We start from the raw sequence: 15555 nt of genomic DNA on the forward strand, positions 1-15555 counted from the left end.
TGCGTTCAACTAAAGTTAAACATTGAGGGTATCATTCTCACTTGGAGAAGTGGCAGTCTCACTAAAGAGAAAAGAGGACATGACTATGTTTAGTGTTGGAATTGTAGGGACGGGGTCATATGTTCCTGAAAATATTGTAACCAACGTGGATTTGGAAAAAATGATGGATACTAACGACGAATGGATTACCTCACGCACAGGTATACGGAAACGCCATTTTGCTGCTGAGGATATGCCAGTTTCAGAATTGTGTTATATAGCGGGATTGCGGGCTTTGGAGGATGCAAAGTTAGCACCTGAGGACGTTGATCTCATCATTGTAGCGACGATTACACCTGACTATGCATTTCCGGCTACAGCCTGTCTTGTAGCAGATCGGTTAGGGGCCAAGAAAGCGGCAGCTTTTGATTTAGAAGCAGGATGTACTGGCTTTATCTATGGAGTGGTGACAGGTAGCCAGTTCGTTGCCACTGGAATGTACAAAACTGTGCTTGTCATCGGAGGCGAGACAATGAGCAAAATCCTTAACTGGGAAGATCGTGCGACGTGTATCCTCTTTGGTGATGGTGCAGGGGCAGCGGTTTTGCAGCCAGTTGAAGAGGGATATGGTTTTTTAGGTTTCGAATTAGGTTCTGACGGTTCTGGTGGCAAATTACTCAGTCAACCAGCTGGGGGGTCTATGCATCCGACAAGTTTAGAGACCGTTCAGAAAAAGCTGCATACTCTTCAAATGGCGGGCAGCGAGGTCTACAAATTCGGAGTTCGAATTATGGGCGACGTTGTGGGGAAAGTCCTTGAGAAGGCTGGTTTAACGCATGAGGATGTGGATTTGCTGATCCCTCATCAAGCCAATATTCGAATTATAGATGCAGCAGTTAAGCGGCTGGGGATTTCCCCGAATAAAGTGGTCATTAATTTAGATAAATATGGTAATATGTCCGCCGCTTCTATTCCGGTGGCGTTAGATGAATCCTCTAAAGAAGGACGCCTTGTCGAGGGGGATACCGTTGTTATGGTTGGATTTGGTACAGGCTTAACTTGGGGGGCTTGTGTATTGAGATGGAGGAAAGTAGGGTTAAAAGAATGATTAAAACAAGAATTTGTGACCTAATTGGGATTGAATATCCGATTTTTCAAGGTGGCATGGCGTGGGTTGCAACTGGAGAGTTAGCCGCTGCTGTTTCAGAAAGTGGTGGATTGGGTATTATTGGTTCTGGACAGGCACCTGCGGACTGGTTGCGCGCGGAAATTCGAAAAGTGAAAGCCATTACGAAAAAACCGTATGGAGTTAATGTAATGCTTATGTCTCCGTTTGTGGACGAAGTCATGCAGGTGATTTTGGAAGAGCGTGTCCCAGTAATTACAACTGGCGCAGGGAATCCTGGAAAGTATGTGCCAATGCTGAAAGAAATCGGAACAAAGATAATCCCGGTTGTTGCCTCCGTCGCGCTGGCTAAACGTTTAGAGAAGGCAGGAGTTGATGCACTCATTGCTGAAGGGATGGAGTCCGGGGGACATATCGGAGAAATTGGAACGTTTCCTCTAGTTCCTCAGGTGGTTGATGCTGTGAAGATTCCGGTCATTGCAGCAGGCGGTATTGCAGATGGCCGAGGCTTAATTGCTGCTTTAGCATTAGGAGCTGAAGGGGTGCAAATGGGGACTCGTTTTATGTGTGCAGAGGAATGTACTATTTCTCCGCTTATCAAAGATAAAATTATTAAAGCTAAGGACCGTTCTACGGTTATTACCGGACGTTCAACGGGTCATCCGGTTCGTTGCTTGGATAATCACTTTACCCGTGAGGTTGATCAATATGAGCGGGAAGGCATGTCGCCTGATGAGATCTCTGAACTGGGTGTCGGTCGGTTACGTTTAGCCATGGTGGATGGAGATGTTCAGAACGGCTCCATTATGGCCGGCCAAATTGCTGGAGCGGTTAACAGAATTGAACCTGTCGCCAATATTGTTCAGGATATTATGGAATCAGCAGAACGAGAATTTATGCGGCTTTCGGCCCGATTCGGGGAGAGGAGGAGCTAGAACTTGGGTAAACTAGCCTTTATTTTCCCCGGACAAGGATCACAGTATGTCGGTATGGGAAAAGAATTATTTCTAACGCCGAGCGGGGAAAGAGTGCAGCAGTCGGCCTGCGATATTTTAGGTAGAGAATTTATAACATTGTTGTCAGAGGGGCCAGAAGAAGAACTTCAACAGACGGCTAACACTCAACCGGCGATCTTACTGGTAAGTGTTGCGGCATTCCAGCTTCTAGCCGAGGCTGGAATTGAACCGGATTATGTTGCGGGGCACAGCCTCGGCGAGTATTCGGCGCATGTAGCAGCGGGGAGTCTGGACTTGGTGGAAGCACTGCGTGTGGTTAGAAAACGCGGAGAACTAATGCAAGCGGCCGTTCCGAGTGGCGGGGGGATGGCTGCCATCCTGGGGCTCAGTAGTGAGCTGGTGGAAGCAGCCTGCCTTCGAGCAAGGGGGCAGGGCGTGGTCGCACCCGCAAATTACAACTGTCCGGGACAAGTGGTTATTTCCGGAGACGTTTTGGCAGTAGCCTATGCGAGCGAGGTCGCGAAGGAGTTGGGGGCAAAGCGTGCGATTCCGCTCGTAGTGAGTGGGCCATTTCACTCTTGTTTAATGGAAGCAGCGGGGGAAAAACTAAGGCTGGTTTTGGAGAGTGTGCCCTGGAAAACTCCACGTTGCTCAGTTATTGCGAATATCGATGCGACGGAAGTCAACTCTCCAACACGTACGGTGAGCACGTTGGTCGAGCAAGTTAGTGGTGCTGTTCGCTGGGAGCAATCTGTTCGTCATCTTTTAGATTTAGGAGTCGATACCTTTGTCGAGTGCGGTCCTGGTAAAGTTCTGACAGGTTTAGTAAAGAAAATTGCCCCTGATGTCAATCTTCTCCGCGTAGAGGATATGGCGTCCTTGAAAAAGTCACTTGCATATTTGAAGGAGAGTCGTTAAAATGATGCTGAATGATTGCGTGGCCATAGTCACTGGAAGTGGACGGGGGATTGGACGTGCCATTGCTCTGGAGTTAGCAGAAGTGGGTGCGAAAGTTGTTGTCAATTATGCTGGACGTGTCGATAAGGCTGAGGAAACACTCCAATTGATTCGTGATGCTGGCGGAGAATGTATAGCCGTTCAAGGGGATGTCAGCCAAACTGCTGATGTTGATCGTTTAATAAAAACTGCATTAGATCATTTTGGTAAGATTGATATTTTGGTCAACAATGCTGGAATTACAAGGGATTCTTTGTTGCTCCGTATGAAAGAGGTCGATTGGGATGCGGTCTTAGCTACTAATCTCAAAGGTGTTTTCCTCTGTACTAAAGCGGTCAGCAAAGGAATGCTTAAACAACGATCAGGTGTTATAGTCAATATTTCGTCCGTCGTAGGTCTTTCGGGTAATGCTGGACAAGCTAATTATGCGGCAGCAAAAGCTGGTATTATCGGTTTTTCTAAATCCATTGCTAAGGAGTTTGCATCGCGGGGAATTCGGGTTAATGTTGTTGCTCCAGGTTATATTTCGACAGATATGACGGAAACATTAGGAGAAGCAATGCACTCGGAAGTTTTGCGTGCAATCCCACTCGGTCGGCTAGGAGAGCCCGAGGACGTTGCGAAAGTGGTTCGATTCCTTGTGTCCCCGGAGGCAGCTTATATAACAGGACAGACATTGAGTGTTGACGGGGGTATGGAAATATAGTTTTTAGTCATCTTTGAAAGGAGGTGAAGAAGCAGCATGGAAGTTTTCGAAAAAGTGAAAGCCATCGTCGTCGAACAACTTGGGGTAGACGAAGTTAATGTTACCCAGGAGACCTCCTTTGAAGAGCTAGATGCAGATTCTTTGGATATTGTAGAACTAATTATGGCTCTAGAAGAGGCATTCGATTTGGATATTCCAGATGAGGAAGCCGAAAAAATTCGGACAGTCGGAGATGCCGTTAGCTACATTCAGGGAAACAAATAACCTAAAAAAGTCCCGTACTCAGTTGCGGGACTTTCTTTCAAGAGATGGTCTCTCTCCCCTGAGTATAGTTGGAGAGAGTTCAGATAGATATCTAGAGGATTGTAACTCATACCTGACGATAATAGGTAGAACTCTGACAGGAGGAACAACTGTGAAAATACCCGAACTTCGTATTGCTAATTTAGTGGCCAAAATTCCTGTTATTCAAGGAGGGATGGCTGTTAGGATATCCATGGCCCCTCTCGCCGCAGCTGTTGCGGAAGAGGGAGGCATTGGAATAATTGCAGGCAGTGGTTTGTCTGTGGAGGAACTGATCTCGGAAATTCGCGAAGCGCGTCGACTAACCAAAGGCATAATCGGGGTAAATATTATGTTTGCTGTCAATGAATTCGCTCAGTTGGTTCACGCTGCGTTTGATGAGAAAATTGACCTTCTAATTTCAGGAGCTGGCTTTTCAAGGGATATGTTCACCTGGGGAAAAGAAAAGAACGTTCCGGTTGTACCTATTGTTTCATCAGCTAAACTTGCTAGATTATCTGAGAAGCTTGGAGCAGCCGCTGTGGTTGTGGAAGGGTTAGAGGCTGGTGGTCATCTTGGGACAGATCGTTCTATACACGAGATCCTACCAGAAGTAATAGAAGCAGTCAGTATCCCGGTCATAGGTGCGGGAGGTTTCGTTAATGGAGAAGACGTTGCTAGGACACTGAAACTTGGCGCAGATGGGGTACAAATGGGAACTCGGTTTGCACTAAGCGAAGAGAGCGGTGCGGCTCTCGCTTGGAAAATGGAAATGTTAAAGGCTACTGAAGAGGACATCGTTATGGTTCATAGTCCAGTTGGGTTACCTGGGCGGGGAATTAGGAATCCCTTTACCCAGGCGCTTGAGGACAAGGTCGACGTCAGACCAACGGAATGTAACCATTGTCTCAAACGGTGTGAGAGAAACTTTTGTATAATGAGTCGCTTAATTAAGGCCCAACAGGGCGATGTCGGAGAGGGTCTTATATTTTCAGGGGCAAATGTTCATAAGATTAAAGAGATATTGTCTGTGCATGAAATTTTTAAGGATATAAAAAACGGTATACTCAGCTTAAAGGAGGAAGAGTGTTGAAACACCGAGCAGTGATTACGGGAATGGGTGTTATCTCTCCCGTAGGAAACCATCTTGATGAATTTTGGGATAATTTGATCGCGGGGAAGTCTGGAGTTGGACTGTTAACCCGTTTTGATACATCAGATTTGCCGACTAAGGTTGCAGCAGAGGTCAAAAACTTCGAACCAACGGAATGGATTAGCAAAAAAGAAAGTCGCCACATGGACCGCTTTGCTCAATTTGCCATCGCAGCAGCGAAGTTGGCGGTGCAAGACTCTGGGTTGGATTTCGAGAAAGTAGACATGGAACGTGCCGGTACTGTTATGGGATGTGGAATTGGTGGCGTTATAACGTTTGAAGAACAAAAAGAAGTGCTCATGAAAAAGGGGAGCGGTCGGATTACTCCATTTTTTGTCCCAATGCTGATTAGTAACATGGCAGCTGGACATATATCCATTGAGTTTGGATTGCTGGGATCTAGTATGACGATTGTTACTGCCTGTGCTTCGGCCACCAACGCTATTGGGGAAGCGTTACGGATTATTCAACGTGGAGAAGCAGATGTCGTGCTTTGCGGAGGGACTGAGGCGCCGATAACAAGTTTGGCTTTTGCTGGCTTTTGCGCAGCTAAGACGATGTCCACTGAGAAGGAAAATCCAGAGCAAGCCAGCCGACCTTTTGATAAACGACGAAGTGGCTTTGTCATGGGCGAAGGGGCAGGGGTTTTGGTTTTAGAATCCGCTGAACACGCAAAGGCTCGTGGTGCCCACATTTATGCCGAACTGGCGGGCTATGGTAGCACATCGGATGCCTATCATATTACGAGCCCGGCACCTGGCGGTGCTGGTGCAGTCCGTGCAATGCGCTTAGCTTTAAAGGATGCAGGGGTAAGTGGCGAGGATGTTAGCTATATCAATGCGCATGGAACTAGCACAGGTCCTAACGATGCCGCGGAAACAGCTGCCATAAAAACTGTGTTTGAAGATCATGCGTCGAAGCTGGCGATTAGTTCTACTAAATCAATGACCGGGCATTTAATGGGAGCTGCGGGAGCCATTGAAGCGATTATTTGTGCGCTTAGCATTGAGCGAGGAATGATCCCGCCGACGACAAATTATGGTGAGCCGGACCCAGAATGCGATCTCGATTATGTCCCTAATCTAGCACGCAAAAAAGTCGTGAATGTGGCTCTGTCCAATTCCTTAGGTTTTGGAGGGCATAATGCTACCATCATATTGAAAAAATTTGACTAAAGGTAAGGAGATCTAAACTAATGGTCGAAAAGAGCCCTAAGGTGAGTACGAATTACTTGAAGACAGAGGGAAGGAACGGGCGAAAGAAATATGCCTTAACTTCTCAGAAGCAAGAGCCTGGACTTAAATTGGCAAAGCGATTGGGCTTGGAGACCCCGCCTAATCGCTTGTTTAGCACGGCCTTGACCCATCCTTCGTATGTTTTTGAAAATCCACAGTTCGGCAAAGAAAATAACCAACGTCTAGAGTTTTTGGGCGATGCGATTTTGGACTTTGTTGTTGCGGAATATCTGTATCTGAGTTATCCAGATCGGCCAGAAGGGGAACTCACGAAAATGCGAGCCGCGGTTGTGAATGAAACCATACTTGCTCACAAAGCGCATGAAATTGAGTTGGGGCAAGAGCTATTACTCGGTAAAGGGGAGCAGGTATCTGGTGGTCGGGAACGTCCCTCCATCTTGGCAGATGCTTGGGAAGCCGTTATTGGAGCAATTTACTTGCAATATGGATTACAAGAGGCACGCAGGATCATTTTGGAGTTGCTCAAACCGTCTATCGACGAAGTCGCCGAAGGGAATTATGGAGACTACAAAACTGTGTTGCAGGAAAAGGCGCAACGAGAAGAAAAAGAAGTAAACTATCAGATATTAGTAGAAGAAGGACCTGATCACAATAAATGCTTTACGGCGGGTGTCTTTCTTCAAGGGGAGTTAATGGGCAAAGGTATGGGACGTACCAAAAAAGAAGCAGAGCAACATGCCGCAAAGCAGGTTCTAGAACATTGGGGGAGGGAGAACGATGGCTAAACCTGAGGATTTCCCGGTTTTCTTAAAGGGAATTCATATTCAGGGATTTAAGTCGTTCGCTGATCGTGTCAAATTAGAATTAGGCCATGGACTAAGCGTAATTGTCGGTCCAAATGGGAGCGGTAAAAGTAATGTCGCCGATGCAGTGCGTTGGGTGCTGGGAGAACAAAGCGCTAAGAGCCTCCGTGGGGTTAAAATGGAAGATGTGATTTTTTCTGGGAGCACACAACGACGCCCTGTCGGCATGGCAGAGGTTTCTCTAATCTTTGATAACACAACTGGAATTTTCCCATTAGATTTTCGAGAAATCACGATAACTCGACGGGTTTATCGCGATGGTGATGGGCAATATTTGATTAACAATGCATCCTGCCGACTCAGAGATATTCAGGAACTATTTATGGATACAGGAGCCGGAAAAGAAGGATTCTCGATCATTGGGCAGGGGCGGATTGAGGAAATCTTAAACCTAAAATCGGAAGAACGTCGATCGCTGATCGAAGAAGCGGCTGGAATTACCAAGTTTCGTTACAGAAAGCGCGAAGCCTTAAAGCGTCTTGATGCAACAATATCAAATCTCCAGCGGCTTGATGATATCGTGCGAGAAATTGAGGCGCAACTGACTCCTCTGGCTGCCCAAGCCCAAGTGGCCGAACAAAGCCTTGCGCTCTCTACTGAACAAAGACGTCTAGAAATCCAATTGACCGTTCTAGACATCTCTGAAGGGAAGCAAAAATTGTCTTTAGCTTCTAAGGATTCAGAAACACTGCAATCCAGCTTAGTAGAAGCTCAAGCATTATTGAGGCTTGAAGAGAGTAAAAATATAGAAGATAAGGTCCTGTTAAAAGAAATAGAGGATGACCTACAACGGATGCAAGGAGAAGGTTTTCAGGCGGAGCAGGCACTAGATGCTTTAAAACATGAGATGAGCATTCGCGCTGAGCGTTCCAAGTATCTTGAGGAGCAAATTGCTTGGTTGACCGATGAAATCCAGGTAGATGAGGAAAAAATAAGGAATTTGAACCAACGGATTAGTACCCTTGCGGCAAAGCAAGCGGTTTTAAAGCATACGGTTGAAGAATCACAACGCAAGGTCTTAGAACAAGAAGAGAAGCTCAATGTTGTCCGAGAAAGAAACCTGGCAGAAGTAATTGAACGAATTAAAGCTGACCTTTTTCAAGCCCTGTCAGAGCAGGCCAATTGTGCTAATGAATTGACTGGGGCTCAGCATACTCTGGCATCGCTAGAACAACAAGTTCTTCAAATAGTGCAGGAGCAAGGGATCAAAGTAGCGGAGCGTCAAACCTTGAGTGAGACTTCTGAAGCGCAGGAAAAAGAATTGCGTCAGATTGAAAGGCAAGCCATAGCTAGAGAAGAAGAAATGTTAAGTCTACGGACAGAGCGGGATCAGTTAAAAGGACTTCAACAAGAAAATAATGCGGGACTTCAGAAGCATAAAACTCTTACAGAACAATCTAGAGCAAGGATGCACGCTTTGCGGTCTTTAGAAAATTCCTTAGAGGGGTATCAGCGTGGGGTACGCGAGGTGATGCTAGCCAAGAAAAAAGGGATCAAAGATTGTATTGGCCTCTGCGGGACGGTAGCTGAACTGATCACGGTGCAGGAAAAATATGAACTGGCTTTGGAGACCGCCCTTGGTGCTGGGTTGCAAAATGTTGTGGCAGAGAATGAAAAAGGTGCCAAAGCAGCTATTTCATATTTAAAGGTTCATCAATTTGGACGAGTAACCTTCCTGCCACTTGATATAATTCAAGGGAACCGGATGTCCGTGAGCCAGGTAGTAGAGAGAGATCCAGGGTATATCGGGGTTGCGGTAGATCTTGTTACATACGACTTAGTATACAAACCGGCAATGGAGTTTCTGCTCGGTCGCATCGTCGTGGTCTCGGATATGAATGCCGCGACTCGGATCGCCAAAGCATCTGGGTATAGGCTGCGCATTGTGACGTTAGAGGGGGACCAAGTTCATCCAGGAGGTTCTCTGAGTGGCGGGAGCGTTCAGCGCAAAGGTGGAAATTTGCTTGCTCGCTCCCGTGAAATTGATTCCTTGCATGTCGCTTTGGTGCGGTTAGAAAAAGACTTGTCTGATAAAGAACAGGAATACTCCGAGAATGATCTTCGACTGAGGGCTATTCAGGAAAATATGGATAATTTAAGTCTTAAGCAACGTGAAGATAAAGAACATCAGGTCATGCTTAAGACAGTACACGAAAATGTGCTGAACCAGTTGGGTCGGTTAGAGAGCGACTTAATGGGGTTAAATCTGCGGAACCAGGACAATATGGCCCAAAAAGACGCACTTTGCCTTCGTTTGACAAGTCTAACCGAACGTTTGGATATAGCTGAAAGAACGTCGGTTAATCTGCGTGAAGAGTACAATCGGCGGGAGCAGGAAGCTAAAGTCGCAACTGGTGAGATAGAATCACATGGGGAGCAACTGACCCAGGAAAAAATTCGCTTAGCCAAGTGGGAGCAAGAATTAAATCAATGCACAGAGCAACTTGGACACGAACGATCCATCATTCGTGAAAATGAATCCAGTCTTCAACTCAAAAAACTGAAACAGGTTGGTTTTCAAGAAAACTGTCAAACGGTTGAAGCGGAGCAAGGAGCGTTGAACCAGCAATTGGAGAAACATTCACTTGCCCAAGAGGCACAACAATACTCACTAATGCAACGGAGACAAGAGCGAGAGGGTTTAGCGGCAGGGTTACTTAAACTGGAACAGGAGATACTTTCTAAGCGCCAGCTAGAGCATGCGCTGGAACAACGCCTCCATGCCAATGAACTTCGCGTTGTCCGTTACGAGACGGAGTGCCAAGCAGGAGAAACTCGTTTAGTTGAGGAATTTTCTCTAACTTGGGAGGAGGCAATACCTTATCAGACCGAGGAGGAAAGGTCAGTTTTATGGCGAAGGGTGCAAGCCCTTAAACAAAAGATTGACGATTTAGGCCCTATCAACCAAGCCGCGATCGAAGAATACCCCAAAATGCTGGCCCGGAAGGTTTTTATGTTGGCACAGCAGGACGATTTAGTCGAAGCAGATCAGACCTTGCGCCAAGTGATTTCCGAACTGGACAAGACCATGAGTGAACGGTTTATTGAAAGCTTCCATGCGGTGAATGGAGCATTTCAAGAAGTCTTTAAAGAGCTATTTTGTGGCGGAAATGCTGAGCTTCACTTAGTAGATCCAGAGCACTTGTTAGAAACAGGTGTCGAGATTATTGCTCAGCCCCCTGGTAAAAAACCACAGCTCCTTTCTCTCTTGTCCGGTGGAGAACGAGCTTTAACAGCAATAGCCATTTTGTTTGCCCTACTTCGGGTTAAACCAAGTCCGTTCTGTATTTTAGATGAGATTGAAGCATCTTTGGATGATGCTAACGTTCAGAGATTTGCCCAATATATCCACCGACTCTCGGACTCAACCCAGTTTGTCGTTATCTCCCATCGCAAAGGAACCATGGAATCAGCTGATGTTTTGTATGGAATTACCATGGAGGAGAGCGGTGTTTCTAAGTTGCTTTCTGTCCAACTTGATAAGAGAGAGGATACGTTGTATTCGGCATAAGGCCCTTGTAGGGGACTTGTGTGACACAGCGCTCAGTACTTACGACGCAGAGCAAACTAGCCGTTCAAGCTCCTAAAGCGGGAGCGGGGCGAAACACGAGTGAGTGTTTCGCCAAATGCGCCGTCCTTGGCGCAATGAGGGCCGAACATCCCTGTTCGCTTCCCCGTATCTGGGGTCGCTTTCACGGAGTTTGCTAGACTGCTTACGTAAAGACCTCTCGCTGTGTCACACTGCGTCCCAGGCTTAGACCGGGGGACCGAAGGGACGAGGACGGAGAGGGTGTGGAAGTTCGGGGACGGTTCTTGAGCTTGCATTTGGGGAGGACTTATGGGAGACGGCACATTTCATGTGCGCCGTCTTAGCTTTGGGGTCTTTGGGGGTCGCTTTCACGGGATTTCTATCTCGCTTGTGAATACAAGTTCGGGACGGTTCTTGAACTTGTATTCGGAGGCGATATGGGAAAAAAATGCACATTTCATGTGGACTGTGTGCAATGCCTGATGCATTATGATATTCTAGTCTTGTATGTTAACTAGGAATCCGAACTTCGAACCACGATTTTTGAGAGGATGTTAAAATAGTGGCAGGATTTTTCGCTAAGCTTAAAGAAGGTCTTACTAAAACCCGCGAAAATTTTGTGGGAAAGATTGAAGAGGTTTTTACTGGTCGTAAGAAAATTGATGAAGAGTTATATGATGAATTGGAAGAGGCCTTGATTGGTTCAGATGTCGGTGTTCACTCCTCGCTTGAATTGGTAGAACGGTTGCGTAAAGAAGTTAAGAAACGGAAAATCTCACAGCCCAGTGAGCTTAATGAGGTCCTCCAAGAATTGATCGCGGAGTTATTGGGGGAAGAGGAAACGCTTAATTTCGCAGAGCAAGGTCCTAGCGTTATTCTCGTGGTTGGAGTAAATGGGGTTGGCAAAACAACAACGATTGGTAAGCTTGCGAACCGGTTGAAAAAGGATGGGAAGAGGGTTATCATGGCAGCAGGGGATACTTTTCGGGCGGCTGCTATTGATCAACTTGAGGTTTGGGGAGAAAGATCTGGGATAGAAGTTATTAAGCATCGGGAAGGTTCAGATCCTGCCGCTGTTGCCTATGATGCGGTACAAGCGGCAAAGTCTCGTAATATAGACGTTGTTATTGTGGATACCGCTGGTCGCCTCCACAATAAAGTAAACTTAATGGAAGAATTACGTAAGGTCAAGCGTGTGATTGAGCGTGAAATTCCGGGGGCCCCTCATGAAGTGTTACTCGTGTTGGATGCTACTACGGGACAGAATGCGCTACAACAAGCCAAGCTTTTTCAAGAAGTAGCAGGAGTAACTGGAATTGTCCTAACGAAATTAGATGGGACGGCTAAAGGGGGCGTGGTATTAGGGATCCGAGGAGAAACTCAGATTCCTGTGAAATGGATTGGGATAGGAGAAGGAATCGAAGATTTGCGTCCGTTTGTGCCTCAGGATTTCGCAGCAGCGCTTTTTAATCGGTCTGACGAGGAGGGAGAAATCTGATACCTTATGCACTAATTGGGGGAACAGGTGTTGAGCATTTTACACTGACAGAACAGCGCGTTATTACGGTGGAAACACCTTATGGAACGGTTGAACCCGTTGTTGGTAATCTTGCGAATCGTGAACTTGTTTTTATGAGTCGCCATGGACGTGATCACGCCACACCTCCTCACCTCGTGAATTACAGGGCTAATATTTGGGCGCTACGAAAACTAGGAGTGCAAAAAATTATTGCCACAGCAGCTGTTGGTTCTTTGTCTCCGAGTTTTCGCTTAGGTGAGTTGGTGCTTCTAGATCAGTTCCTTGATTTTACTAAAAGCCGACCGCAGACGTTCTACGAAGGTGGTAAACAGGGCGTACTCCATGTGGATATGACAGAACCCTACTGTTCCGCTGTGCGGCAGGTTATTATGGACGCTTCAGAGCATCTTGGTTTTGCAGTTAAGAATGGGGCTTGTTATGTCTGTACAGAAGGTCCACGGTTTGAAACCCCTGCAGAGATTCGGATGTTTCAACGCCTTGGTGCTGACCTTGTCGGAATGACGAGTGTTCCAGAAGTTGTTCTGGCTCGGGAGCTTGGGATGTGTTACGCTTCTATTGGGATGGTAACGAACGAAGCGGCTGGGATTGCAACGCATCCTTTAACCCACGCAGAAGTAACGGAGAGTATGAAGATACCAGGGGTAAAGGTCGCACAGCTCATTCAAGAGACCTTCGAGTTATGGGCTACTGGTCAGAATTGTCTATGTGCCTCAGCGAATGAAGAAGTTGGTAAGTTTTAGAAAGGCAGTGGGACGATGAAATCGATTGAATGGCTAGGAAATTCCTTGCGAATATTAGACCAGAGCAAGCTTCCAGTTGAAACTGTATATCGGAATGCTTTGTCCTATAAGGAAGTGGCAGAGGCGATCGAACACATGGAAGTACGTGGAGCGCCTGCCATTGGAGCAGCAGTTGCTTATGGATATGCGTTAGGAGCGATAGAATACCAGGGTGATCGAGAAGGGCTTCCCAGTTTCATGGAAGAGGTACAGGATAGACTCGAGGCAACTCGACCCACTGCGGTCAACTTATTTTGGGCACTGCGACGCATGGAAGATCGCTTGCGTGAATGTTGGGAAGTCGAAGATTTAGATGAGGTAAGGCGGATTCTCATTGAGGAAGCGAATCGCATTGCCGAGGATGATTGCAAAATGAATCGCCTTATTGGGCAACATGGAAACGAGATTGTCCCTGAGAAGGCCAATATTCTAACCCATTGTAACGCGGGGGCTTTAGCCACTGTAGAGTACGGTACTGCTCTAGGCGTAATTCGAAAGGCCCATGAAGCAGGTAAAAATATTCATGTTTATGCGGATGAAACACGACCCTTGTTACAAGGTGCACGCCTTACAGCCTTGGAACTCATGAAAGATAAGATTCCAGTGACCCTAATTGCAGACAATATGGCCGGTTACCTAATGCAACAAGGCAAAGTGGACCTAGTGATTGTTGGAGCGGACCGGATCGCGGCCAACGGAGATACAGCGAATAAAATCGGGACTTACTCCGTAGCGGTCTTGGCGCATGCGCATGGCATTCCTTTTTATGTAGCAGCTCCGACCTCAACTATTGATTTGAAGGTAGCCACTGGCCAAGAAATTCCAATTGAAGTACGCCCTGACAAAGAAATGCGTGAGTGCTTTGGGCTACAAGTTGCGCCTTCGGAGGTTAATGTTTATAATCCAGCTTTTGATGTCACCCCAGCGAAATATATCACTGGGATTATCACGGAAAAAGGGATTGTAGCCCCACCATATTCAGTCAACCTCCTTAAATTGATGGTACGATCGTAATCTTCTGAGAAAGAGATCTTCGTAAGTTGAAGAGATCCCTTGTCGACGGGTGGTGAGGAGAATGAAAAGTATGTCAAAAGTTCTAATACGTGCCATGGTATTACCAATGACAGGTCCAGATTCATTTTATCCCCAAGGGGAAATTGCGATAGAGAACGATCGGATTGTTTCGGTAGGGGCATATGGCTCAGTTCCGACAGGATTTATACCCGACCGTATTCTGGAATTGCCTAATGACGTGGTTATGCCGGGTTTAATTAACACTCATACCCATGCCGCTATGACGTTACTTAGGAGCTATGCAGATGACCTGCCCCTTATGCCTTGGCTCAAGGAGAAGGTGTGGCCCTTCGAAGAAAAATTAACAGAAGAGGACATTTATTGGGGGACGGCCTTGGCGCTTTGTGAAATGATCCGTTCTGGAACGACGACCATGCTTGATATGTATGCTTCAATGGATCAAGTTGCAGAAGCTGTGCTCATGGCCGGGACTCGTGCTGTCCTTTCCCGAGGACTTATAGGAAACGGTCCAAACGGCAAGCGGGCTTTAGAAGAAAATATTGAATTGGTTCAGCGTTATCACGGAGCTGGGGCAGGACGAATCAGTATCATGTTTGGTCCACACGCTCCCTACACTTGCTCTGCGGAGTATCTGCGCAGCGTGAAAGTTGAGGCTGATCGACTGGGCGTGGGGATTCATATTCATGTGGCAGAAACTGAAGATGAAATTAAGATTATTCAGGAGCAATACGGAAAAACCCCTGTGCAGTGGCTCGATGAGCTAGGGCTTTTCGGAGGGCATGTCGTGGCAGCGCACTGTGTTCATCTGACACCGGAAGATATGGACATCCTCGCTAGTAAGCGCGTTTGTGTTGCCCATAATGCGGAAAGTAACATGAAGCTAAGTAGTGGCACTGCTCCAATAACGGAGTTGCGCGCTAAAGGCGTTATCCTAGGACTAGGAACTGACAGCGCATCAAGTAATAACAATCTTGATCTTTTTGGAGAGATGCGCTCTGCGGCACTCCAACAAAAGCTAAAGGTAAATTCAACTGCACTCCCAGCGTATGAAGTCTTAGAAATGGCGACGCTTGGTGGGGCTCAAACGCTCGGTCTTGAAGATGTGGGGATGCTCGCACCAGGCTTTAAAGCAGATATTATCTCCATAGACATGGATCAACCGCATTTCTATCCTCGCTTCTCCATTCCAGCACATCTGGTCTATGTTGCTCATGCAGGGGATGTGCGCACGGTGATGGTAGATGGCAAACTACTCATGGAAGAACGCAAGCTTTTGACAATGGATGTGGGCAAGGTTTGCCAAGAAGCGGAAACCCGCGCGAAACGGATTAATGGGGAGTTGAACGGGTAATCACGCCAATACCGTAAGCTCGTAAATCCTAAGGGGCATTCGTGAATTGCGCTACAAAGAGGAACTGGATTTTGTAGGGGGAGTTTATGTATCCCTATTAAAA

General features: G+C 46.8%; 14 protein-coding genes. All 14 read left to right on the top strand.

What is annotated here, in order from left to right:
- The first annotated feature begins 85 nt into the window (after positions 1-85).
- The 14 genes from E4K67_RS04045 to E4K67_RS04105 all read left to right on the top strand — a co-directional run bounded on the left by E4K67_RS04045 (position 86) and on the right by E4K67_RS04105 (position 15452).
- On the top strand, positions 86-1087 hold the full coding sequence (locus E4K67_RS04045; RefSeq protein ID WP_135545086.1) for a beta-ketoacyl-ACP synthase III: 1002 nt from the start codon (positions 86-88) through the stop codon (positions 1085-1087).
- Complete coding sequence (gene fabK / locus E4K67_RS04050; RefSeq protein WP_135545087.1) at positions 1084-2040, top strand: enoyl-[acyl-carrier-protein] reductase FabK; 957 nt, start codon at positions 1084-1086, stop codon at positions 2038-2040. The genes E4K67_RS04045 and fabK overlap by 4 nt, the downstream gene beginning before the upstream one ends.
- 3 nt (positions 2041-2043) lie before the next feature.
- Entirely contained in the window at positions 2044-2979 is a 936-nt protein-coding gene (gene fabD / locus E4K67_RS04055; protein ID WP_135545088.1) for an ACP S-malonyltransferase, read from the top strand.
- A gap of 1 nt (position 2980) precedes the next feature.
- Entirely contained in the window at positions 2981-3724 is a 744-nt protein-coding gene (gene fabG, locus E4K67_RS04060; protein WP_135545089.1) for a 3-oxoacyl-[acyl-carrier-protein] reductase, read from the top strand.
- Positions 3725-3760: 36 nt separating this feature from the next.
- Positions 3761-3988: an acyl carrier protein gene (gene acpP, locus E4K67_RS04065; protein WP_135545090.1), complete on the top strand. Its 228-nt coding sequence runs from the start codon at positions 3761-3763 to the stop codon at positions 3986-3988.
- Between the two features lie 151 nt (positions 3989-4139).
- The gene (locus E4K67_RS04070) at positions 4140-5099 is read left to right on the top strand and encodes an NAD(P)H-dependent flavin oxidoreductase (RefSeq protein ID WP_135545091.1); all 960 of its coding nucleotides are present in this window, start codon (positions 4140-4142) and stop codon (positions 5097-5099) included.
- Positions 5093-6334, top strand: coding sequence for a beta-ketoacyl-ACP synthase II (gene fabF / locus E4K67_RS04075; RefSeq protein WP_135545092.1), 1242 nt, complete (start codon positions 5093-5095; stop codon positions 6332-6334). The genes E4K67_RS04070 and fabF overlap by 7 nt, the downstream gene beginning before the upstream one ends.
- 20 nt (positions 6335-6354) lie before the next feature.
- Positions 6355-7140 (top strand): ribonuclease III, encoded by a 786-nt coding sequence (rnc, locus tag E4K67_RS04080; RefSeq protein ID WP_135545093.1) that lies wholly within the window; start codon positions 6355-6357, stop codon positions 7138-7140.
- The gene (gene smc / locus E4K67_RS04085) at positions 7133-10729 is read left to right on the top strand and encodes a chromosome segregation protein SMC (protein ID WP_135545094.1); all 3597 of its coding nucleotides are present in this window, start codon (positions 7133-7135) and stop codon (positions 10727-10729) included. The genes rnc and smc overlap by 8 nt, the downstream gene beginning before the upstream one ends.
- Positions 10730-10749: 20 nt before the next feature.
- Complete coding sequence (locus E4K67_RS29645) at positions 10750-10926, top strand: hypothetical protein (RefSeq protein WP_158408389.1); 177 nt, start codon at positions 10750-10752, stop codon at positions 10924-10926.
- 383 nt (positions 10927-11309) lie between these two features.
- Positions 11310-12245, top strand: coding sequence for a signal recognition particle-docking protein FtsY (ftsY, locus tag E4K67_RS04090; protein WP_135545095.1), 936 nt, complete (start codon positions 11310-11312; stop codon positions 12243-12245).
- Positions 12245-13027 (top strand): S-methyl-5'-thioadenosine phosphorylase, encoded by a 783-nt coding sequence (gene mtnP, locus E4K67_RS04095; RefSeq protein ID WP_135545096.1) that lies wholly within the window; start codon positions 12245-12247, stop codon positions 13025-13027. Before ftsY ends, mtnP begins: the two co-directional genes overlap by 1 nt.
- Positions 13028-13042: 15 nt before the next feature.
- The gene (gene mtnA / locus E4K67_RS04100) at positions 13043-14080 is read left to right on the top strand and encodes an S-methyl-5-thioribose-1-phosphate isomerase (protein WP_135545097.1); all 1038 of its coding nucleotides are present in this window, start codon (positions 13043-13045) and stop codon (positions 14078-14080) included.
- 70 nt (positions 14081-14150) lie between these two features.
- Positions 14151-15452, top strand: coding sequence for an amidohydrolase (locus E4K67_RS04105; protein ID WP_135545098.1), 1302 nt, complete (start codon positions 14151-14153; stop codon positions 15450-15452).
- The last annotated feature ends 103 nt before the right edge of the window (positions 15453-15555 follow it).

This window comes from Desulfosporosinus fructosivorans, assembly GCF_004766045.1.
Taxonomy (GTDB): domain Bacteria; phylum Bacillota; class Desulfitobacteriia; order Desulfitobacteriales; family Desulfitobacteriaceae; genus Desulfosporosinus; species Desulfosporosinus fructosivorans.